The organism is Paenibacillus rhizovicinus (genome assembly GCF_010365285.1).
GTDB lineage: Bacteria > Bacillota > Bacilli > Paenibacillales > Paenibacillaceae > Paenibacillus_Z > Paenibacillus_Z rhizovicinus.
In genome coordinates this window covers 1,611,913-1,631,216 of the sequence record NZ_CP048286.1, presented here as the reverse complement: position 1 = coordinate 1,631,216, position 19,304 = coordinate 1,611,913, and the positions used below count along the sequence as shown (strand labels likewise).

Here is a 19,304-nt window from a genome sequence, read left to right as displayed (position 1 = left end):
CGTTCTAATGGGGAATGTCCTAGATGGATGTCTTTCTTTATAAGAAGAACTGATACCATTGATAAACTTTCCCAAAAAAATGAATTGACAAGAAAGCTTATCCATTGCTATTATTGCCACATAACCAACTAAACAGGTAGGAATAATTTTGTTTTAGCTTCCGGTCAACACGGTGCCGAAACACATTAGTTATCTGTAAAACGAGAACAAGGGGTGCTTTTACATGTCCAACATGAAAAAGAGGAACGTTTTACCGCTGAAATCACTAATGATCGTTATCGCATTTGCATTCGCCTTGACCGGTTGCGGATGGAACTCGGGACCGAACAATAAGGCCGGCAACGCCGGCAATGCGAGCCAGACCAATACGAACGGCAAGACGGACGCTAACGCGGCGAATGGCAATGCGGCCGGTACCGATACGAAGGCAACCAACGACAGCGGATCTAAGAAGCCCGTTGAACTGCTCAACGTTTCCTACGATCCGACGCGTGAATTATATGAAGCTTATAATAAATTGTTCGCCGATTACTGGAAGCAAGAGAAGGGTCAAGACGTAACGGTGAAACAATCCCATGGCGGTTCCGGCGCGCAAGCCCGGGCGGTTATCGACGGCCTGGAAGCCGACGTTGTCACGCTGGCACTGGGGTACGATATCGATTCGGTGTCCCAGAAGGGGTTCATCAATCCGGATTGGCAGCAGAAATTCGATAATAACAGCTCGCCTTACACGTCGACGATCGTGTTCCTCGTTCGCAAAGGCAATCCGAAAGGCATTAAGGACTGGAACGATCTCGTGAAACCGGGCGTTCAAGTCATTACGCCGAATCCGAAAACAAGCGGCGGCGCACGCTGGAACTACCTTGCGGCATGGGGCTACGCGCTCAAGCAGAACAACGGGGACGAGGCCAAAGCGCAAGCGTTCGTGAAAGCCTTGTTCAAGAACGTACCGGTGCTGGATACCGGCGCCCGCGGCTCGACGACGACATTCGTTCAGAAAGGCATCGGCGACGTGCTGCTCGCTTGGGAGAACGAAGCGCTGCTGTCGGTGAAGGAACTGGGAGCCGACAAATTCGAAATCGTCTATCCGTCGTTGAGCATTCTGGCCGAGCCTCCGGTAGCCGTCGTCGACAAGAACGTCGACAAGAAAGGCACGCGGGAAGTGGCCGAGGCTTACCTGGATTATCTGTACACGGAACCGGCGCAGCAGGTCATCGCGCAGAACTTCTACCGTCCGCAGCTCGCGTCCGTGGCAGAGCAGTTCAAAGATCAATTCCCTGACATCCCGATGCTGACGATCGACAACGATTTCGGCGGCTGGGCGGAAGCGCAGAAGAAACATTTCAGTGACGGCGGCGTGTTCGATCAAATCTATACGCCAGGCTCATAAGCGAACGAGGAGCTGACTCTACCCATGACGAGTTCCGCAAAGAAGAAGGCGAAGCCGCGCAGCGTGCTTCCGGGCTTCGGCCTATCGCTCGGATTTACCGTTTTTTACTTAAGCATTATCGTTATCATTCCGTTAATCGGCATTTTCGTAAAAACATCCGGGCTGACGCCCGAGCAGTTCTGGCATACCGTAACGAACGCAAGGGTGCTGGCTTCGTACAAAGTCAGTTTCCTGACCTCGTTCTACGCGGCGCTCGTCAATCTCGTATTCGGACTTCTCATCGCTTGGGTGCTCGTCCGCTACAAATTCCCGGGCAAGAGGCTGCTCGACAGCTTGATCGACATGCCGTTCGCGCTGCCGACCGCCGTAGCGGGCATCTCCCTGACGGCGATCTATGCGCCGAACGGCTGGGTCGGCAAGCTGCTGGACCCGCTCGGCATCAAGGTGGCTTTTACGCCCCTCGGCATTACGCTCGCGCTCATATTCATTGGACTTCCATTCGTGGTGCGGACGGTACAGCCCGTACTGCAGGATTTGGACAATGAGGTGGAAGAAGCTGCGGTGATGCTCGGCGCCTTCCGCTGGCGCACGTTCCGCAGAGTCGTCCTCCCGGAATTGATCCCCCCGCTGCTGACCGGTTTCGCGCTAGCATTCGCAAGGGGCATCGGCGAATACGGCTCCGTCGTCTTCATCTCCGGCAATATGCCGATGAAGACGGAGATCGCGCCATTGCTCATCATGACGAAGCTGGAGCAGTTCGATTACCGCGGCGCAACCGCCATCGCGCTTGTCATGCTCGTCGTGTCGTTCCTGCTGCTGCTGCTCATCAACTACCTGCAATGGCGGAGCAATCGCCGCGTTGTATCGGCATAAGGAAGGAGGATAACGATTATGGCTGGAGCTGTTACCGTTCAATTGTCCGAGAAGTCGGCACGTCCGAAGCATATTAACGAATCGCTTATCGTACGGATCGTCCTAATCTCGATCGCGCTGCTCTTTCTAGGTTTGGTCGTCCTGCTGCCGCTGCTTTCGATCTTCATCGAAGCGTTCAAGAAGGGCTCGGACGTGTACTTCGCGGCACTTCGGGATCCGGATGCGCTGTCGGCGCTGAAGCTGACGCTGCTGACGGCGGTCGTCGCCGTCCCGCTCAATACCGTATTCGGCGTTGCGGCGGCATGGGCGATCAGCAAATTCCGCTTCCGGGGCAAAAACATTCTCATCACGCTGATCGATTTGCCGTTCGCGGTATCTCCGGTCATCGCGGGTCTTGTGTTCATTCTGCTGTTCGGCGCGCAAGGCTTCCTGGGCCCGTGGCTGTCGGATCATAATATCAAAATCATGTTCGCATTGCCGGGCATCATTCTGGCAACAACGTTCGTCACCTTCCCGTTCGTGGCCCGCGAACTGATCCCGCTCATGCAGGCGCAGGGCGTGCAGGAGGAGGAAGCCGCCGCGAGCCTTGGGGCGAAAGGATGGCAAATCTTCTGGCGCGTGACCTTGCCGAATATCAAATGGGGCCTGCTCTACGGCGTTATTCTGTGCAACGCGAGAGCGATGGGCGAGTTCGGTGCCGTATCCGTCGTCTCCGGCCATATCCGCGGCGAGACGAACACGCTGCCGTTGCATATCGAAATTCTATACAACGAATATCAATTCTCCGCATCGTTTGCCGTCGCTTCGCTGCTTGTCATGCTGGCGGTACTGACGTTGATCGTGAAGAGCTTCATTGAATGGAAAACGTCCAAGCAACTTCCAAGAGAGGCGGGCTGAGCATGCATATCGAGGTCAGAAACGTCAACAAGTCGTTCGGCAGCCATCAAGCCGTCCGGGATGTGAGCTTCACCATCGAACGCGGCAAGCTGATCGGTCTGCTGGGTCCGAGCGGCGGCGGCAAATCGACGCTGCTGCGCATATTGGCCGGTCTGGAAACGCCGGATTCCGGCGATATCTTCATCAACGGCAAACGCGTTAACGACGTGCAGCCGCAGCTGCGCGGCATCGGATTCGTATTTCAGAACTATGCGCTGTTCAAGCATATGAACGTCTTCGATAACATCGCCTTCGGTCTGACGATCCGCAAGACGAGCAATACGGAGATCAAGAACCGCGTGAACGAACTGCTCGATTTGACGGGACTGCGCGGGTTCGAGCACCGTTATCCGCATCAGCTCTCGGGCGGACAGCGGCAGCGGGTGGCGTTCGCCAGGGCGCTTGCGCCGCGGCCCGATTTGCTGCTGCTGGATGAGCCGTTCGCCGCGATCGACGCGAAGGTTCGCAAGGAGCTTCGCACATGGCTCAAGAGCCTGATCGCCGAGCTTGGCATTACGTCGATCTTCGTCACCCACGATCAGGACGAAGCGGTCGAAGTGGCCGACGAGATGCTGATCGTGCAGCAAGGGAAATTGGAGCAGCAAGGCTCGCCGATCCATATTTACACGGACCCGCAAACGGCCTTCGTAGCCGGATTTATCGGCCACTCCAGCATCGTGGAGCAGCCCGGCAGTCTGCGCGGGTTCGAGCATACGGCGGTTTCGGAAGGGGCGCGCGCGATCATTCGCCCCGAGTTCGTGGAAGTGGGATGCAGGGAGGAAATTCCGTTCCCGTCCGCCTCGGTCCAGGGTAAAGTCCGCCATGTGTTCTTCCGCGGCGCCCATCTGGAATTGGACGTGGAAGTCGGCGGCAACCGCTTGTCCGCGCACCGCTCCTTGGATCAGGCGCCGCTGCAGCCGGGCGACGAAGTATCCGTACTTATCCATCGTTTGTACGTCATCTCGGAAGACTCGGCGACGATGATCGAGAATCCGCTCAAGGTCGATCCGCTGCCGGTTCATATTTAATAGCCGTTTCTTCTTTATCGGATACCTAATTTAGGAGGGGTTTATGATGGCAAAGCCAATCGAGTTGAATCAAGAATGGTTAGAGCGCATTGCGGGGCAGGTAAATGGGCTTGAATACGGTTCGGTTCTCATTACCGTTCATGACGGCCGCGTCGTCCAGATCGACAGAACCGAGCGCAAACGTTTCGAGGCGGGCGCTTCCAAACAGCCGCAGTCGCAGGCAACGCAGAATGCCGGAGACAAGTTGAAAGCCGTTGGCAACTAGCCCTTATACGCATCGCATTATACAAAAGCGTCAATCAACTCGCGGATGAATCCGAGTTAACTGACGCTTTTTTATTTTGGGGCAAGGCGGGTGTCCGCATCCGGCTGCTTCGGGATTACGCTTCTTTCCCTCCGGCGGCCGCTTGCACGGACTGCGCTTTGGCCGGCCAGAATGCGTAGCGACCGAACAGAACGGTCAGAGCGGGAACGAGGAAAGGCCGGACGATGAACGTATCCAAGAGCACGCCGATTGCCGTTATCGTACCGAATTGCACAAGCACTTGAATCGGGAGCGTGGCGAGCACGGCGAACGTGCCTGCCAGGATGAGGCCCGCCGACGTGATGACGGAGCTCGTTTGGGACACGCCTTCCTTGACGGCCTGTCGCAACGGCATGGTGCGGGATTTTTTCCAAATGCTCGATACCATGAAGATATTGTAGTCTTCGCCGAGCGCAACGATGAAGACGAATGAATAGAGCGGGATAAGGCCTTGGATGGCGCTAGCGCCGAAGATGTAATGCAGCACGATCCACCCCAGTCCGAGCGCGCTGTAATACGAAAGAAGCACGGTTGCGATCAGATAGAGCATGGCGACAAGGGAACGAAGATAGGCGAGCAGCAGCAGCGCGATCAGGACCAGGATGACGGGGATGATGCGCTTCGCGTCATTGCTTGTCGTCTGTCTCGTATCGTATTGTTCGGCCGTCTGACCGCCGATCCACACCTTGCCGGAAGCATCGGAAATTTGCGATTTCGCGAGCTCCTGCTCGGCGGCGGCGCGCATTTCGGGAAGATGATCGATCGCTTCGTTCGCGTACGGATTGACGGCCAGTTCGACGTCGTAGCTCAGCATGCCCGGATCCTTGCTGCCTTGCTGCGGGTCGGAAACGTTCTTCACGTAAGGAAGCGCCGCGAGCGACTCCTTCACGCCGACGGTCTTGCCCTCGGATTGAACGACAATTTGGACGGGCGCTAGTTCGCCCGCATTAAAATGATCCCCGATCAGCGTAAATCCTTCGCGCGAGCCCATATCGGACGGAAATGAAGAGAGCGTGTCGAACGTATATTTGATCTGGCCGGCGAAAACTACGCAGACGACGAGGATGATCGTCGTAATCGCCGTGATTTGTTTCGGCTTTCGGACGACGAGCTCGCCCAGGCGGTCGCTTGCCGTTGCGCGCGCGCGAACGACTGGAGCCGTTTTGCCTTTCTTCCTGGCGCGGCTGATTTCCATCTCGCGCGTCCGCGGGATGAAAGGAAAGAACGAAGCCCTGCCGAATATGGCGAGAAAAGCGGGAACGAGCGTCAGGCTCGCGATCATCATGATCAGAATCGCCAAGCTGAACGGTACGGCGAAGCGCCGGATACTGCCGAACTCGCCAAGCAGCAGCACGAGCAGAGAGATGACGACGGTCAGTCCGCTCATGGCTATGGCTCCTGCGGTACCGCCGAAGGCGAGCTTGAGGGCTCGGAACGTACTGTCTTCTTCCTTCAGCTCGCTGCGGAATCTCGCGATGAGGAAGAGGCAATAGTCAGTCCCTGCGCCGAACAGCAGCACGGTCATGATGGACAGCGTTTGCGAATCGTAGCCGATCCAGCCTGCTTTGGCGAACAAGCCGAGCAGCGGCGTAACGGCTCCGTAAGCGAAGCCGACGCCGATCAGCGGTATGAGCGCCAGCACCGGCGAGCGGTAAATCAGCAGCAGGAAGACGAGAACGAGCGCGACGGTCGCGAAGAGCAGCGAAACGTCGGCATTGCTGAACAATCCCGTCGCGTCGACGGCGATGCCTACCGGCCCGGTGGCGCGGACGGCTAACGCGGAGGAATCGGCAAGCTTCGTCTGAAACGGATGCTGTCCGGCAAAGACGCCGTCGACTTGCTTCTCCAGTTCGTCCAGGCCTTCCTTCAGCTCGTCGCTGCCGGCTTTCTTATCGAAGAGCACCGGCTGCACAAGCGAAGTGCCGTCCGAGGACAGTTGCTGTTTCAACGCGGAAAGCGGCATGCGGTCCAACGGAACGGTGCTTTGCTGATGGGGAACCGGGTTAGCATCGAGCTGCTTCGCCAGCATTTGAATGCCTTGCAAATCCTCGTCTGACAAGCCTGAAGCGCGGTACCAGGTCAATAAGGCGGGCACGCCGTCGCCGGATGGAAACTGCTGCTCGATGATTCGCGCGGCTTCCGCGGACGGTTTGTCGGCACTGAAATTGCCAAGCGTATCGTTCTTCTGATCGCTGGCGCTCGGAAGAAACAAGTTGAGGGCCGCTACGGCGACAATCCATACTGCGAGCGTCAGCCAACGGCCTTTGCGGCCGCCGACAGCTCCTGTCAATCGATTCAACCAATTCATGTTCATTCGTTCTCTCCTTTGTCATCGGCTTCGGGGCTTCTCTTACAGGCACCTTTCACTTATCAAACGATAAGCTGTAGGTGGAAAAAAAGGCTGCCGGGGCAGCTAAACCGTAGGCGGTTCAGCGGCCGACAAGCCATAAAGCAATACGTTGACGAGCATGCGGGCTTGCTGCTCGTATTCTTTCGTTCCTCTCCTGCCCGTTCCGGCGCCTGCCGCAGCAGGGCTGCCCGGAGCGCCCGCGGCTTGCGAGGAGAGCGTCTGGTTGATGAGTCCCATGAGCAGCCGCGCGGACATCACGGGATCGATGCCGAGTTGACCGGAATTTCGGAGCTCGCCGCTAAGCTGACCGCTCTCGAAGATCGAGACGATCGGCACGAGATAGGCGTTCTTCCAGAGCGCATAGACGGCTGCCTGCGATTCCGGCGTCAGTTCGTGCCGGATGTCGTGGAACATCCGGCTTAGATCCTCGGGATGATTCGCGATCATGTAAGCCGTCGCATGGAACAGGCGTTCATGCGCGGTGGTTTCCCTGCCGATGATGCTCTCCAGCGCTTGTCTCGTACCTTCGCAGACGTAGCGCATGACCTCTACGTAGATGGATTGCTTATCCGAGAAGTGGTGGTAAAGGGCTGGCTGCGTGATCCCGCAAACAGCGGCGATCTGCCGCGTCGATACGGCGCGGTAGCCAAGCTCCATGAACAGCTCTTTCGCCGTCTTGACGATCGTGGTTCGCGTATCATGGGATTGATTGGGTTTCTGTGCTGCCATCTCATGCGGTCCTTTCGCTGTATCGCTTATCACTTGATAAGATCATACAGAATTGGCGGCCGATCGTCAATTGCGCGGCGTTCCGCTCGTATTCGATCAATCGATCAACTAATCGATCAATGAATCAATCAATGAATCAATCGATGAATCAATCAATCAATCGGGAATTCAAAATCAATCCATATCCATCGATCGACGCACCTGCTTCTCGCGGGAGGCCAGTCGTTTATCCCCGCTTTTCTTGGCGCGATTCGTAACGGAACGCTCCTTCCGGGCTTGATGCGCGAGCTCCCGGCCGGTCTTCTTGTAGCTTTCATAACGATGCGCGTCGAGCTCCCCGCTTCGCAGCGCTTCCTTGACGGCGCAGCCCAGCTCCGATCCATGCTTGCAATCCCGGAAGCGGCAAGCGTCGGCAAGCGCTTCGATATCCGCGAAAGCCTCCTGGCGGCCGGACTCCGATTCCCAGAGCTGGAGCTCCCGCATGCCGGGCGTATCCATGAGGATGAAGCCGCCGGGAAGCGCGAACAGCTCGCGGTGGGTGGTCGTATGGCGTCCGCGCGCGTCGTCTTCGCGGATGCCCTGCACATGCTGCCGCTCTTCGCCGGCCAGCCAGTTAAGCAGCGTCGATTTGCCGGCGCCGGACGAGCCGGTTACGGCAATGGTTTGCCCGGGCTGCAAATAAGGGAGCAGGCTGGAGCGGCCTTGATCCTCGAGCGCGCTGACGGCATGCACCGGTACGCCGGGCGCCGCGCTTTCGACTTCGGCGATCCGGCTTGGCGCGTCTTCGCATAAGTCCGCTTTGGTCAACAGGACGACAGGGGAGGAGCCGCTTTCCCAGGCGGCGATGAGGTAACGTTCGATTTTGCGAACATTGAAGTCGCCATTCAAGGCATTGACGATAAACAACGTATCGATGTTGGCGCCGATGACTTGCTCCTCCGGAATGCTTCCGGCAGCCCGGCGAATCATTGCGGTGCGGCGCGGCAGGACGCCGTGAATGATGGCGCGGCGCTCGCCGGGCAGCGGCTGCGCGAGAATCCAGTCGCCGACGGCCGGATAGTCGCCGCGCGCGGCGGCCTGGAATTGAAACTTGCCGCTTACCTCCGCGGCGAGCTCGCCTTCGTCGGTCCAGACGCGATACTGGTTCGTGAATTGCGCGGTTACGCGGGCCGGAACAAGACCGTTGATCGGCTTGGCCGCCGCCGTGAACAGCGTCTGCCACTGTTCATTCCAGCCAAGCGCTTGAAGCGGCCGAGTGTCTGCGGACACGGAACCGGCGTTCAAGGCGGTGACGGCGCCGATGTTATTGGAGTTCAAGTTGTTGTTGCTATTAATGCTGTTGCTGCTGCCATTGCTGTTAGTGGATTCAAGCGGATTGGCAGTTGTACGGTTATTCGTTACAGAACTGAATTTCAAATCGGAAAACCCCTTTGGTTTAATTATTCTTTTGTTCGAATGTTAAATTGTTCGATTGTTCGTTGGTCGAAATGGTTCATCGTGCTGCTTGACAGTGGGATCGGAAAGACAAAAAGACCGCAGGAAAGAATCTCCTGCGGTCTGTTCACGGATGGGACGGCATCTCCCGATAGGAGCGGCGGTTCGATGTCACGTACATGTATGCGCACGTGTTCTAACCTGCTCGCTATTGGCAGAGCGCCCCTTGGGCCCGGACAGAAAAAAACCGCAGGGAACCGAAGCATTCGGTTCCCTGCGGCAATGAAACGGCAGCTGCTTGCGTGCCGATTTCTCTATAATCCGTCCGAGACCGATGCATATGCGATTTCCTTTACAGAAACGATCGTGTAAGTGGTCACCATTTGACATCAGCCTCCTCGTTTGTTTGATGTTGCCATTTTATGCTGAACGGAACGGGTTTGTCAACAAACGGTTTTTTTATTACTTTAATTATGTGTTTGTTCACGTCAATTGGGCTCAACGCCATAATCGGTGCTTGATAGATAGCGACGCAAAGTTAAGAACGGAATTATGGCTTTGCTGGGGCTAGGGCCAGGGCTGGGGCCAGGGCTAAAGCTAAAGCTAAAGCTAAAGCTAAAGCTAAAGCTAAAGCTAAAGCTAAAGCTAAAGCTAAAGCTAAAGCCAAAGCAAAAGCAAGAGCAAGAGCAAGGGCTTAGGCTATGGCGTTGCTGAAGCTCGCGGCTGATACCGGGGGGGGGGGGCCTGGCTGGAAAGCTGAAACTTAGCGAACAGAACCCTAGCGAATCACAGGAACCTTATTCAACCCCAAAACGCCGTTTTGATTTTCTAACGAATCGCACAAGCGCTATTGCCAACAGAAACGCGTAATTCCACCCACTTTAACGTATTTCCTATGACATAACGCTGCTGCGATTCGTTAGAAAAAATTCCGCTCTATTTTCGCTCCTATAAGCGCGATACGATTCGTTAGCGCCCCCGGGCGCACTTCGCATTCGTCCCTATACATGCCCATACAGGCAAGTTACTCTTGCAAGTTACTTGCATGTAAACGTCATACCGATTGAGGTATTTGGGTACTTTTGGTATTGCGTCGCAAAATTGGTTACACAAAAAAAGGAACCGGGACTAGGCCCAGGTTCCTTTTTGTCTCGCATCGATTGCCCGTCACTGCTGTGCCGACCGATCCGGTTTGCATGAAATATTAAAAAGACCTTGCTCCGGCAGGCAACCGAAACAAGGCCTTTACATTACGAAATCGCGAATTTAATAATCACCGCAACGGCGAAAATAACGAACAGAAGACCGAAGAATCCGCCAAAGCCCATTGCGACGTCGAATAAATCATCGCGCGGCTCCTCATTCAGATGCTCGCGTGGATCTCTCACATTTTCCATGTTACATTTTCCTCCTCTAAGGCGACGATTGCTCCCCATAGTATAACCAACTTTCAGAATAATTGTAAAGCCGCCGAACGTGACAAAATTGAGGACAATTTCCACTTCTGGCTGCGCTTCCTCTCCCTGCTGCCGCCGCAATTCGAGCAGTCGTTGTGGTACAATAATAGTCAGCGAACGACCGGGCGAGCCGTTACTCTGACGCGGAACTGCTCGCCCATGCGTCCGGGGCTGTTCGTTCCGCTGACGCGGAACTGCTCGCCCATGCATCCGGGGAGGGAGAAGAACAATGGGGGATAACCAAGCAAGCGAGACGGCCGCTGACAGGCGTCTTGCGGAAGAACGCATTCGCAGCAAGCTGGCGCTGCTGCCGGATCAGCCGGGCTGCTATTTAATGAAAGACAGCGGCGGGACCATCATTTACGTCGGCAAAGCGAAGGTGCTCAAGAATCGCGTGCGGTCGTATTTCAACGGCAGCCACAACGGGAAGACGCTGCGGCTCGTCTCGCTGATCCGCGATTTCGAATATATCGTCACGTCCAGCAACATGGAAGCGCTCATCCTGGAGTGTAATTTAATTAAACAGTATCACCCGCGCTATAACGTGCTGTTGAAAGACGACAAGACGTTTCCTTATATTAAGATCACGAGCGAAGCGCATCCCAAGCTCGAAGTGACCCGTCGCATCGTCAAGGATAAGGGGAAATATTTCGGTCCCTATCCGAACGCGTTCGCCGCGACGCAGACGAAGAAGCTGCTAGACAGGCTGTATCCGCTGCGCAAATGCGGGACGCTGCCGGACAAGGTTTGTCTGTACTATCATCTGGGACAATGCGTGGCCCCGTGCGAGTTCGACATTGCGCCGGGCACATACGAGACGATGGTGCAGGAAATCACCCGTTTTCTGGGCGGCGGACATGACGAGGTGAAGAAGGCGCTGCAGGCCAAGATGGAAGCGGCCGCCGAGGAAATGGAATTCGAGCGCGCGAAGGAATTCCGCGACCAGATCATCGCCATCGATGCGGTTATGGAGAAGCAGAAGATTACGATGAACGACGCGATGGACCGCGACGTGTTTGGCTTCGCCGTCGACAAGGGCTGGATGTGCGTGCAAATCATGTACATGCGGCAGGGCAAGCTGATCGAGCGCCGGGCTACGATGTTTCCGTATTACGGCAGCGCTTATGATGATTTCATGACGTTCGTGACGCAGTATTATTCGGAGAATCCGGCGCTGCCGAAGGAGATTTTCCTGCCGTCGCTTCCTCAGGCGGAAGTCATCGCGGAAGCAGATGCGGATGCAGATGCGGAATCGAAAATAGGGCAGGTCGCCGCAGCCGGGCATGGTGCCGACATGCTGTCGGAAGCAGCTAATGGGGCTCAGTCCGCATCGCTGGCTGCCGAAGAACAACCTGCTTACCGGATCGGCCATGCGGCTGAAGCAGACGATGAAGCCGGCGAATTGGAAGCGGAAGAAGAAGCGGCCGATCCGGAAGCGCCTATTGCCGGTTCGCCGGAGGATGAGCTTCGTAACTCCTTGCAGAAATGGCTGAAGGTGAAGGTATTCATTCCGCTGCGGGGACGGAAGAAGGACGTCGTGGCGATGGCCGTCCAAAACGCCAAAATGGCGCTCGAAGAGAAATTCAAGCTGCTCGAGCGCGACGAAGAGCGGACGTTCAAGGCGGCGGAAGGGCTTGCGGAAGCGATCGGCCTGCCGCAGGTCAGCCGCATCGAAGCCTTTGATAACTCCAACATCCAGGGGACGAATCCCGTGTCCGCGATGGTCGTCTTCACCGACGGCAAGCCGGACAAGAAGGAATATCGCAAATATAAAGTGAAAACCGTCACGGGCCCCGACGATTACGAAACGATGCGGGAGGTCGTCCGCCGCCGCTACGAACGCGTGCTGAACGAAGGCCTGCCCCTGCCGGACCTGATCATCGTCGATGGCGGCCGGGGGCAAATCTCCGCCGCGCTGGACGTGCTGGAGAACGAGCTCGGCCTCGCCGTTCCGGTCTGCGGCCTCGTCAAGGACGCCAAGCATAAGACGGCGCAGCTCATGACAGGCGACCCGCCGGAAGTGGTTCCCTTGGGGCGCGACAGCCAGGCGTTCTACTTGCTGCAGCGGATCCAGGACGAGGTGCATCGTTTCGCTATCACGTTCCACCGCGAGCAGCGGGGCAAGTCGATGGTCGCTTCGCGCCTCGATTCGATTCCGGGCATCGGCGAGAAACGGCGGAAGCTGCTGCTGAAGCACTTCGGCTCCATCAAGAAAATAAAAGAAGCCGGAATCGAAGATTTCCGGCCTCTGTCGATCGGCGAGAAGCTCGCCGCGCAAATTATTGAAGCATTGAGGGAGGAACCGTCCTAGACGGTTTCGACCCTCTTTTTTTATGATCCCATGCCCGGAAGAGCCAAGCGATCGGAATCGGCAGGACGATGTAGAAGAGGCCGATCAGCACATCGCTCGCGCTGCCCATGAACATAAGGGAAATCGCCATCATGGTGCTGTCGAAGATTGCATGCGCGAACAGGACGGTAATGAATCCGAAGCGCAGGAACAGGAAGCTGAAGATAAGTCCGATGACCGTCAGCTCCAGCAGCCGCGTCGTCGATGGGAAGATCGGATAGGTGACATGTCCGAGCGCCCAGATGATCGTTGGAATGAGCGACGCGACGAAAGAGTTTTTGAACCACTTCTTCATCAATCCGATGCCGAACAGCCGGAAGACCGCTTCTTCGGAGATGGAGGCGCACCAGGCCAGGAGCGGGAACGCCCAAGGAAGCGCCAAATTATAGGTCGACTGCGTCACGTCCGTCGTGGCCCACGAACCGTAGGCATGCATGAGTACGATGAAGATGACGGTCTGCAAGCCGAGCAGCGCGAAAGCCGACAGATAACCGAGCCACATGCTGCGCCATACGAAGTCGCCATAGCCGGCTTGGCCGTAACGCGGCCATAAATTGCGGCCCATTGCCCGCCAAAGCCCGTCCCCGCCGACGAGCGAGAAGTAGACGGCAATTGCCATGATAATCGTCACGAGACAGGTCACGATCACGCCCGATGCCGCCAAGATGCTCCCGTCGGTCCTTTCCCCGTAGCTGGCCAACAGGCCGTCCTTCATGCTGATGTCATTGACAATATACATGACGAGGAACAGCAGGGAGATGACGATGCCGCGTACGAACGAGCTGTGCTTGCGGTAAAGCGATGCATAAATGATAGCCAGAATAAACAGGACGAAGGAGAGGAACAAGCTGCCGATGGACGATAGATAGTTGGCGAGCTTCTTCTGCTTCTCTACATAATCGGAATAGCTGACCGGGACGACGAAACTCGGCTTGAACGATGTGATGCGGTAGCCGCCGCCTTGGAGCTGTTCGCTGCGAATGCCGAGAATCAGCTTCGCCTGGCCGACATCGGAGCTTGTTTTCTCCAGCCATACGTCACCGGTGTCCGGATTGGTCCGGTATACCTTCAGCTCGGAGCCCGGATAGCCTTTGGAAGCGGCGAACGCGAGCGCGGAGTCGGTCAGCCCGTTGTCCTTGGCAGGCACGCCTTCCGGGTCGTGCAGTTGGTTCCACGCCACGACCGTCCCTTTTTGCATATGGACGTAGACGAACACGACGCTTTCATCCGGCATGTCGGCGGTCACTTGGAACGTATCGGTCGGGAGCGTCGCATCGTATTTATCCTCGTAACTGCGTGTCAGCTTGTTCTTCTCCAGGTAGCCGTAGAGCATGCTGTCCGATTGATGCACGGCGTGCACGCTGACCGGACGGGAGGCATACTGCTTCTGGACGAAATCAGCCGCGGCCTGCTCTGCCTTGCTCTTGGCGATGATGGGCTCGCTGTTATTCGAGAAGAAGGATTCCGCTGTAGACGGGATGATTTGGATGAGCAAATAAATGATGATTCCTATTCCGGCCAACCATCCGAACCATTTCCAATTGGGTTTTAACTGCAATGGATCCATTCAGCACCTCGTTTGCTTCGTTTTGTTCGACAGGGCAAGCCCGAGTACATTTCCTAACCTTAACATAACCGAAACCCGATTATCCATGAGGGCGATCGGGGCTTCCAAGAGACAGGATCGGAATGTTCGGAGAGGGGTCATGTCCTATACTTATTCGCCGATCGCTACAATAAAACGTTCGTCCGCAGATAGAGAAAGGAAAATGTTTGCGCCTGCGTCCGCGAAGAACTGTTATCAAATAACGGACAGGCACCCGTGCATAAAGAACAGCCGTATATCCGTCCGTATGCATGGTATTGGATGCGGAAAATGGCAAACAATAAAGAAGAGGGGCTTCTGCTTGCATGCACGAGCTCCTCTGGAAAAGACCGAACGCTTTGATTCGGTCCGCTATACGGGCTTGTATTGGGAAGCAATTTCCTCGATCCAATGCTTGACGGCCGGGCTTAGGCTGTCCGAATGGTCGTAAATGAGCGAAGTCGTCCGTTTCGACTGCTCCAGTTCCCGAATCGGGACGACCAGCAGGTCGTTGTCGGTCAGCATTTGCGGGCGCAAATACGATTTCGGCAGCAGCGTCGCCGCCCGGCATGTATGCAGCAGGCGCAGGATGGCTTCGAACGAGTCGATTTCCATGCGGACGTCAGGCAGCAGGCGGTAACGCTCGAACAGCTCGTCCGTCAGGATGCGGTACCAAGTACCTTTGGAGAACAAGATCATCGGCATGCCGTTCAAGTTGGTGATGACGGGAGCCGTCTTCTCCATTATAAAATGGTTCCGCGGCAGCACGAGCACGAGATGGTCGTCGAAGAGCGGGACGCAGTTGAGATGCGAATCCTCGATACGCGAGGCGACGATGCCCAGATCGGCTTTGCGGTCCCGGACGAGCGTAACGATTTCATGGGTTTTGCCGGTGATCGCTTTGATATCGAGCTCCGGGCTGTGCGCCGTCAGCGCTTGGATCAAATCGGGCAGCGAGGTTTGAAGCGTCGTCAGGCTTGCCCCGATCGTAAACGTGGAGCGGCCAGTGTCCTTGTACTCCGCAAGCAGCTTCAGGAAGCGAAGATGCTGCTGCCGCGCTTCCACCGCGTAATCGTAGGTTAGCTGACCGATGCGGGTGAGCTCCAGCCGCTTCCCGATTCGGCGGAAAAGCAGCGTGCCGAGCTCCTGTTCCAATTTGGCGATTTTGCGGGACAGGGCGGGCTGGGACAGGTTGAGCGCCGCCGATGCCTTGTTCATGCTGGACTGTTCCACAACGACGGTAAACATGTTCAATTCCTCGAGCATGGGATGTTTCCCCCTTATTTTGCAGTGCATATGCGTTTTGGTTATAAGTTTTAATGAATAATAAGCAATTCCATTATAAGCGCAAAAGGAGTATCATGTGAAATGTGACCATTATGTGTAAATCCTTATAAACAAGATCACATTTATAGGCTCGCGTGTATAAATGCCATCTTGTCTATGCGAAGAAACTTTATTGACGCCTTTTTTGGCGAGGGGTACAATGAAGAATGGTTTTGTCTAATGGCGAAAATTGGCGAATGCAACCCCACAGTATGGAAAGGAGAACGTTTACGACATGAAAGGAAATTCGTATTTTTCGCGCAAGCTTCACTCCTTGCTCGGAGTCATCCCGCTAGGCCTGTTCATTATCGAGCACATGATAACGAACTTCTCGGCCTATGACAAAGGACCGCAGGGATTCGCGGACAGCGTTAAGTGGCTGAACGATCTGCCGCTTGTATTCTTCCTGGAGCTGATCGGCATTTGGCTGCCGCTGCTGTTCCACGGCGTCTACGGGCTGTATGTGGCTTACCAGTCCAACCTGAACACCGGCCGCTTCCAGTACGGCCGCAACTGGGCGTTCACGCTGCAGCGGATTTCGGGCGTGATTACCTTCATCTTTATCTTCTGGCATTTGTACCAAACGAGGCTCCAAGTCGCGCTTGGCAATGTTACGCATGAGCAGCTTGGCGACCAAATGCACTCGATTACGACGAACGGCTTCTACTTCGTGCTGTACATCATCGGTATTCTGGCTGCTACGTTCCACTTCAGCAACGGCATGTGGGCATTCCTCGTCAGCTGGGGCATCACGATCGGACCGCGCGCGCAGCGTGTCTCGTCTTACATTTGGATGGGCGTCTTCGTCATCGTAGCGGTATTGTTCTTGTTGTCGCTCGTATCTTTCCGCGGCGATGAGTTCAAGGAAGCGGCTTCCGCCGCGCTGCAAGTGACGAATCTCGTTTAAGTCTAGGACAAGGAGCGAATAAGAAATGGCTAAAAATAGAATGATTGTCGTCGGCGGCGGTCTTGCCGGCCTGATGGCTACAATTAAAGCGGCTGAAGCCGGCGTTCACGTCGACTTGTTCTCCGTCGTGCCCGTTAAACGGTCACACTCCGTTTGCGCGCAAGGCGGCATCAACGGCGCCGTGAATACGAAGGGCGAAGGCGACTCCACGTGGGAGCACTTCGACGATACCGTCTACGGCGGCGACTTCCTGGCGAACCAACCGCCTGTTAAAGCAATGTGCGACGCAGCTCCAGGCATCATTCACTTGATGGACCGGATGGGCGTTATGTTCAGCCGTACGCCGGAAGGCTTGCTTGACTTCCGTCGTTTCGGCGGTACGCAATATCACCGTACGGCATTTGCGGGCGCTACGACGGGTCAACAGCTGCTGTATGCGCTGGATGAGCAAGTTCGCCGCTGGGAAACAGCCGGTCTCGTGACGAAGCGCGAGCACTGGGAGTTCATGGGCGCGATTCTCGACGACGACGGCGTTTGCCGCGGTATCTCCGCACAGGACCTGCGCACGATGGAAGTCCATACGTTCGCTGCGGACGCGGTTATTCTCGCAACCGGCGGCCCTGGCATTATTTTCGGCAAAACGACGAACTCCGTCATCAACACCGGTACGGCCGCAAGCGCCGTGTACCAGCAAGGCGTTTACTATGGGAACGGCGAGTTCATTCAAATTCACCCAACGGCGATTCCAGGCGACGACAAAAACCGTCTGATGTCGGAATCCGCGCGCGGCGAAGGCGGACGGATCTGGACATACAAGGACGGCAAGCCTTGGTACTTCCTCGAAGAGAAGTATCCGGCGTATGGCAACCTTGTGCCGCGCGACATCGCAACTCGCGAAATCTTCGCGGTCTGCGTGGATCAGAAGCTCGGCATCAACGGCGAGAACAAGGTTTACCTTGATCTGTCTCACAAGGATCCGAAGGAGCTCGACGTTAAGCTCGGCGGTATTATCGAGATCTACGAGAAGTTCACGGGCGATGATCCGCGGAAAATCCCAATGCAGATTTTCCCGGCGGTTCACTATTCCATGGGCGGCCTGTGGGTCGATTACAACCAAATGACGAACATTCCCGGCTTGTTCGCTTGCGGCGAATGCGATTATCAATACCACGGCGCAAACCGTCTCGGCGCGAACTCCCTGCTCTCCGCCATCTACGGCGGCATGATCACAGGACCGAAAGCCGTAGAATATCTGAAAGGCTTGAAGAAATCGGCCGAAGATATTTCGTCTTCCGTGTTCGACCGCGAGAAGAAGCGTCAAACCGACAAATACGAGAGCATCTTGAAAATGGACGGCACCGAGAACGCGTACGTGCTGCATAAAGAACTCGGCGAATTGATGACGAACAACATGACCGTCGTTCGTTTCAATAAGCGTCTGGAAGAGACGATCTCAACGATCAAGGATTTGAAGCAGCGCTACCAGAACATCAACATCAACGATACGGCAAGCTGGAACAATTCCGGCGTTGCGTTTACGCGTCAGCTGTGGAACATGATGGAGCTGGCCGAAGCGATGACGCTGGGCGCATTGCTGCGGAACGAAAGCCGCGGTGCGCATTACAAGCCGGAATTCCCGGACCGCAACGACGAGGAATTCCTCAAGACGACGAAAGCGAAATGGACGGCGGAAGGCCCGCAAATTTCGTACGAAGACGTTGACGTTTCGCTGATCACACCGCGTAAACGCGACTACTCGAAAGATAAATAAAAGGAAGGAGAATCACGATGGCGGAAACAGCAATAGCACAGAAAACGGTCAAGCTGGTCATTACGCGCCAGGACGGACCCGACAAGGCGACCTACACGGAAGAGTTCGAAGTGCCATACCGCGCGAACATGAACGTAATCAGCGCGCTTATGGAAATTCAGCGGAATCCGAAGAAAAGCGACGGCCAGAAGACGGCTCCGGTTTGCTGGGAATCCAACTGTCTCGAGGAGGTCTGCGGCGCTTGCTCCATGGTCATCAACGGCAAGCCTCGTCAAGCGTGCAGCGCGTTGATCGACAAGCTGGAGCAGCCGATTCGCTTGGCTCCGATGAAGACGTTCCCGGTCGTGCGCGACCTTGTCATCAACCGCGAGCGCATGTTCAATGCGCTCAAGCGCGTCAAGGCATGGATTCCGATCGACGGTACGTACGATCTCGGCCCTGGCCCGCGCATGGCGGAAACGAAGCGTCAATGGGCGTACGAGTTGTCCAAGTGCATGACTTGTGGCGTCTGCCTCGAGTCGTGCCCGAACGTCAACGACCGCAACAGCTTCATCGGTCCGGCGGCGATTTCGCAAGTGCGCTTGTTCAACGCGCATCCGACAGGCGAAATGCACAAGGAAGAGCGTCTGGAAGCGCTGATGGACGACGGCGGCATCGAAGGCTGCGGCAACTCGCAGAACTGCGTGCGCTCGTGTCCGAAAGGCATTCCGCTGACGACTTCGATCGCGGCGATCAACAAGGATACGACGAAGCATCTGTTCAAGAAATGGCTGGGCATGTAGCTTCGGTTTGAGGAATAAAGGCGCTCCGTTGGCGGGGCGTCGAAAGGCATCGCGAAAGACTTGATGGGCTCCCTAAGGGTCC

General features: G+C 56.0%; 15 protein-coding genes. 9 read left to right on the top strand and 6 right to left on the bottom strand.

What is annotated here, in order from left to right:
- The first annotated feature begins 232 nt into the window (after nucleotides 1-232).
- The 5 genes from GZH47_RS07560 to GZH47_RS07540 are packed head-to-tail and all read left to right on the top strand — an operon-like array spanning nucleotide 233 to nucleotide 4,492.
- The gene (locus GZH47_RS07560; protein ID WP_225446520.1) at nucleotides 233-1,390 is read left to right on the top strand and encodes a sulfate ABC transporter substrate-binding protein; all 1,158 of its coding nucleotides are present in this window, start codon (nucleotides 233-235) and stop codon (nucleotides 1,388-1,390) included.
- 24 nt (nucleotides 1,391-1,414) lie between these two features.
- On the top strand, nucleotides 1,415-2,263 hold the full coding sequence (gene cysT, locus GZH47_RS07555; RefSeq protein WP_162639536.1) for a sulfate ABC transporter permease subunit CysT: 849 nt from the start codon (nucleotides 1,415-1,417) through the stop codon (nucleotides 2,261-2,263).
- 18 nt (nucleotides 2,264-2,281) lie between these two features.
- A complete protein-coding gene (cysW, locus tag GZH47_RS07550; protein WP_162639535.1) occupies nucleotides 2,282-3,160 on the top strand; it encodes a sulfate ABC transporter permease subunit CysW in 879 nt (292 codons plus the stop codon).
- 2 nt (nucleotides 3,161-3,162) lie between these two features.
- On the top strand, nucleotides 3,163-4,227 hold the full coding sequence (locus tag GZH47_RS07545) for an ABC transporter ATP-binding protein (RefSeq protein ID WP_162645117.1): 1,065 nt from the start codon (nucleotides 3,163-3,165) through the stop codon (nucleotides 4,225-4,227).
- 46 nt (nucleotides 4,228-4,273) lie between these two features.
- Nucleotides 4,274-4,492, top strand: a complete 219-nt coding sequence (locus GZH47_RS07540; protein WP_162645116.1) for a YezD family protein — start codon at nucleotides 4,274-4,276, stop codon at nucleotides 4,490-4,492.
- Between the two features lie 115 nt (nucleotides 4,493-4,607).
- Here the strand turns inward: GZH47_RS07540 and GZH47_RS07535 are convergent, their stop codons facing one another.
- The 4 genes from GZH47_RS07535 to GZH47_RS07520 form a co-directional block, all read right to left on the bottom strand.
- The gene (locus GZH47_RS07535; protein ID WP_162639534.1) at nucleotides 4,608-6,845 is read right to left on the bottom strand and encodes an MMPL family transporter; all 2,238 of its coding nucleotides are present in this window, start codon (nucleotides 6,843-6,845) and stop codon (nucleotides 4,608-4,610) included.
- A gap of 99 nt (nucleotides 6,846-6,944) precedes the next feature.
- Nucleotides 6,945-7,610 (bottom strand): TetR/AcrR family transcriptional regulator, encoded by a 666-nt coding sequence (locus GZH47_RS07530; RefSeq protein WP_162639533.1) that lies wholly within the window; start codon nucleotides 7,608-7,610, stop codon nucleotides 6,945-6,947.
- Nucleotides 7,611-7,784: 174 nt separating this feature from the next.
- Nucleotides 7,785-8,879, bottom strand: a complete 1,095-nt coding sequence (gene rsgA / locus GZH47_RS07525; protein ID WP_162645115.1) for a ribosome small subunit-dependent GTPase A — start codon at nucleotides 8,877-8,879, stop codon at nucleotides 7,785-7,787.
- A 1,415-nt stretch (nucleotides 8,880-10,294) separates the two neighbouring features.
- Nucleotides 10,295-10,441 carry a YqzM family protein gene (locus GZH47_RS07520; protein WP_162639532.1) on the bottom strand — a complete coding sequence of 49 codons (147 nt, stop codon included), beginning with the start codon at nucleotides 10,439-10,441 and terminating at the stop codon, nucleotides 10,295-10,297.
- Nucleotides 10,442-10,730: 289 nt separating this feature from the next.
- Between GZH47_RS07520 and uvrC the strand changes: the two genes are divergently transcribed.
- A complete protein-coding gene (gene uvrC, locus GZH47_RS07515; RefSeq protein ID WP_162639531.1) occupies nucleotides 10,731-12,812 on the top strand; it encodes an excinuclease ABC subunit UvrC in 2,082 nt (693 codons plus the stop codon).
- Here the strand turns inward: uvrC and GZH47_RS07510 are convergent.
- Together GZH47_RS07510 and GZH47_RS07505 are read right to left on the bottom strand one after the other, a co-directional pair.
- Nucleotides 12,781-14,418: a CPBP family intramembrane glutamic endopeptidase gene (locus GZH47_RS07510; protein ID WP_162639530.1), complete on the bottom strand. Its 1,638-nt coding sequence runs from the start codon at nucleotides 14,416-14,418 to the stop codon at nucleotides 12,781-12,783. The genes uvrC and GZH47_RS07510 overlap by 32 nt on opposite strands.
- 390 nt (nucleotides 14,419-14,808) lie before the next feature.
- Nucleotides 14,809-15,702, bottom strand: coding sequence for a LysR family transcriptional regulator (locus tag GZH47_RS07505; protein WP_162639529.1), 894 nt, complete (start codon nucleotides 15,700-15,702; stop codon nucleotides 14,809-14,811).
- A 295-nt stretch (nucleotides 15,703-15,997) separates the two neighbouring features.
- Here GZH47_RS07505 and GZH47_RS07500 point away from each other — a divergent pair, with 295 nt between their 5' ends.
- Genes GZH47_RS07500 through sdhB form a run of 3 tightly spaced genes read left to right on the top strand, consistent with a single transcriptional unit; the run spans nucleotide 15,998 to nucleotide 19,222 of the window.
- Complete coding sequence (locus GZH47_RS07500) at nucleotides 15,998-16,669, top strand: succinate dehydrogenase cytochrome b558 subunit (RefSeq protein ID WP_162639528.1); 672 nt, start codon at nucleotides 15,998-16,000, stop codon at nucleotides 16,667-16,669.
- A 25-nt stretch (nucleotides 16,670-16,694) separates the two neighbouring features.
- A complete protein-coding gene (gene sdhA, locus GZH47_RS07495) occupies nucleotides 16,695-18,440 on the top strand; it encodes a succinate dehydrogenase flavoprotein subunit (protein WP_162639527.1) in 1,746 nt (581 codons plus the stop codon).
- 17 nt (nucleotides 18,441-18,457) lie between these two features.
- On the top strand, nucleotides 18,458-19,222 hold the full coding sequence (gene sdhB, locus GZH47_RS07490; RefSeq protein ID WP_162639526.1) for a succinate dehydrogenase iron-sulfur subunit: 765 nt from the start codon (nucleotides 18,458-18,460) through the stop codon (nucleotides 19,220-19,222).
- Nucleotides 19,223-19,304 lie beyond the last annotated feature (82 nt).

Excerpts from the sequence above, each read along its gene's own strand:
- GZH47_RS07530 (WP_162639533.1), bottom strand. The coding sequence starts at position 7,610 with ATGGCAGCACAGAAACCCAATCAATCCCATGATACGCGAACCACGATC.
- GZH47_RS07520 (WP_162639532.1), bottom strand. The coding sequence starts at position 10,441 with ATGGAAAATGTGAGAGATCCACGCGAGCATCTGAATGAGGAGCCGCGC.
- GZH47_RS07545 (WP_162645117.1), top strand. The coding sequence starts at position 3,163 with ATGCATATCGAGGTCAGAAACGTCAACAAGTCGTTCGGCAGCCATCAA.
- GZH47_RS07510 (WP_162639530.1), bottom strand. The coding sequence starts at position 14,418 with ATGGATCCATTGCAGTTAAAACCCAATTGGAAATGGTTCGGATGGTTG.
- uvrC (WP_162639531.1), top strand. The coding sequence starts at position 10,731 with ATGGGGGATAACCAAGCAAGCGAGACGGCCGCTGACAGGCGTCTTGCG.
- GZH47_RS07505 (WP_162639529.1), bottom strand. The coding sequence starts at position 15,702 with ATGCTCGAGGAATTGAACATGTTTACCGTCGTTGTGGAACAGTCCAGC.
- GZH47_RS07535 (WP_162639534.1), bottom strand. The coding sequence starts at position 6,845 with ATGAACATGAATTGGTTGAATCGATTGACAGGAGCTGTCGGCGGCCGC.
- cysW (WP_162639535.1), top strand. The coding sequence starts at position 2,282 with ATGGCTGGAGCTGTTACCGTTCAATTGTCCGAGAAGTCGGCACGTCCG.
- GZH47_RS07560 (WP_225446520.1), top strand. The coding sequence starts at position 233 with ATGAAAAAGAGGAACGTTTTACCGCTGAAATCACTAATGATCGTTATC.
- GZH47_RS07540 (WP_162645116.1), top strand. The coding sequence starts at position 4,274 with ATGGCAAAGCCAATCGAGTTGAATCAAGAATGGTTAGAGCGCATTGCG.
- GZH47_RS07500 (WP_162639528.1), top strand. The coding sequence starts at position 15,998 with ATGAAAGGAAATTCGTATTTTTCGCGCAAGCTTCACTCCTTGCTCGGA.
- cysT (WP_162639536.1), top strand. The coding sequence starts at position 1,415 with ATGACGAGTTCCGCAAAGAAGAAGGCGAAGCCGCGCAGCGTGCTTCCG.
- sdhB (WP_162639526.1), top strand. The coding sequence starts at position 18,458 with ATGGCGGAAACAGCAATAGCACAGAAAACGGTCAAGCTGGTCATTACG.
- sdhA (WP_162639527.1), top strand. The coding sequence starts at position 16,695 with ATGGCTAAAAATAGAATGATTGTCGTCGGCGGCGGTCTTGCCGGCCTG.